We start from the raw sequence: 1,999 nt of genomic DNA, 5'->3' as shown, positions 1-1,999 counted from the left end.
GACATGATCAACTTGAGTGAACACCTTGGATCCGGAGGAGCGTCGGATGCTGTTGCCGTTGTTCCCTTGCGGAAAACGCACGCTATACGGTCCGTCCCATGGCACAGCTCCTGAACCAGGCGACGCCCCCCGGGGGCGCTGACGTGGCCGCCGGCGAGGACTACAGATCAAAGGGGCTCAACAAGAACTCCGTCGGTCTCCTCGGCAGCGCGGTCATCGGCCTGTCCACCGTCGCCCCCGTGTACTGCCTCACCAGCACGCTCGGCCCCACGGTCAGCGAGGTGGGACTCCAGATGCCGGCGATCTTCATCGCGGGCTTCATCCCCATGCTGCTCGTGGCCTTCGCCTACCGGGAGCTGAACAAGGCGCTCCCCGACTGCGGCACCTCCTTCACCTGGACGGTGAAGGCGCTCGGCCCCCGCATCGGCTGGCTGACCGGCTGGGGGCTGATGACCGCCACGGTCATCGTGCTGTCGAACCTCGCCGGCGTCGCGGCCGAGTTCTTCTACCTGCTCATCGGGGAGCTGACCGGCAGCCAGGCCATCGTCGACTTCGGCTCCTCCACGGTGGTCCACATCGTCACCGTGCTGCTGTTCATCGCGATAGCGACGGCGATCAGCTACCGGGGCATGACGGCCACCAAGTGGTTCCAGTACTCGCTGGTGACCCTCCAGATGGCCGTGCTCGCGCTGTTCATCGTGATGGCCATGGTCAAGTCCGGCGACGCGCCGGGCGGCGGCGCCACCGCGCTGACCCCCTCGCTCGACTGGTTCGACCCGCTGTCGGTGAACTCCTTCGCCGCGTTCACCGCGGGCCTGTCCCTGTCGATCTTCATCTACTGGGGCTGGGACACCACCCTCGTCGTGAACGAGGAGACCACCGGCCAGCACAAGACGCCCGGCCGGGCCGCGCTCATCGCCATGCTCGTACTGGTCTCCGCCTACGCGCTCACCGCCGTGGCCGCCCTGATGTACGCGGGCGTCGGCGAGGAGGGCCTTGGCCTGGGCAACCCGGACACCGCGGACAACGTGTTCGCCGTGCTCGCCGGCCCGGTGCTGGGGCCGCTGGGGCCGCTGCTGTTCCTGGCCGTCCTGGCCAGTGCCGCCGCCAGCCTCCAGACGACGTTCCTGCCGGCCGCCCGGACGATGCTGGCGATGAGCACCTACGAGGCGTTCCCGCGTTCCTTCGCGAAGGTGCACCCGCGGTTCAGGACGCCCGGCCGGGCCACCGTCGCCGCCGGTGTGGCCACCGGCGTGTTCTACGCGGTCATGGTCGTCGTCAGCGAGAACGTGCTGATCGACACCATCTACGCGCTCGGCCTGATGATCTGCTTCTACTACGCGCTGACCGCCTTCGCCTGCGTCTGGTACTTCCGCAACGACCTGCGGCGCAGCGTGCGGGACGCGGTCTTCAAGGGCGTGCTGCCGGCGCTGGGCGGTCTGATGCTGACGGCCGTGTTCTTCCAGACGATGCGCGACATGTGGGACCCGGCCTACGGCAGCGGCTCCTCGATCGCCGGCATGGGCAGCGTCTTCGTGATCGGTGTCGGGGTGCTGGCCCTGGGGCTGGTGGTCATGGCGGTGATGCAGCGCCGCAGCCCCGCCTTCTTCCGCGGCGAGGTGCTCACCCGGGACACTCCCCCGCTGGTCGCCGAGGACTGAGGGACCCCCACGCGGTGGCGGAACGAAGGACGGCCGGTCGGTTGACCGGCCGTCCTTCGGTGTGGCTGCTGATGTTCAGTCGAGGTTGCCGGTGACGCCGAGCACCACGAGCAGGATCAGCAGCGCCCACGGGATCACGGTGGTGACCACACCGAGGACAAGGCCCGTCGTCGCCTGCGACGAGCCGTGCGCCTCACCCCGCTGGACCTTGCGGCGGGCACGGGCGCCCATCACCCACGCGATCGGGCCGGTCACCAGGCACACCACCGCGAGCACCACCGTGCCGAGGAAGACGCCGGAGACGATGCCCATCGTCATCGCGGAGTTGCAGGCCGGGC

2 protein-coding genes are annotated in these 1,999 nt (G+C 68.9%); one reads left to right on the top strand and one right to left on the bottom strand.

Features of this window, described 5'->3' with window-relative positions:
* The first annotated feature begins 98 nt into the window (after window positions 1–98).
* Window positions 99–1,661, top strand: a complete 1,563-nt coding sequence (locus GL263_RS25670; protein ID WP_182858132.1) for an APC family permease — start codon at window positions 99–101, stop codon at window positions 1,659–1,661.
* 75 nt (window positions 1,662–1,736) lie between these two features.
* Here GL263_RS25670 and GL263_RS25665 read toward each other — a convergent pair.
* Window positions 1,737–1,999: DUF4190 domain-containing protein (locus tag GL263_RS25665; protein WP_228456828.1), on the bottom strand; the 263-nt coding region annotated here is incomplete at its 5' end.

Source organism: Streptomyces durbertensis, from assembly GCF_014156695.1.
Lineage (GTDB): Bacteria > Actinomycetota > Actinomycetes > Streptomycetales > Streptomycetaceae > Streptomyces > Streptomyces durbertensis.
This window is presented reverse-complemented; position numbering and strand designations above follow the sequence as displayed.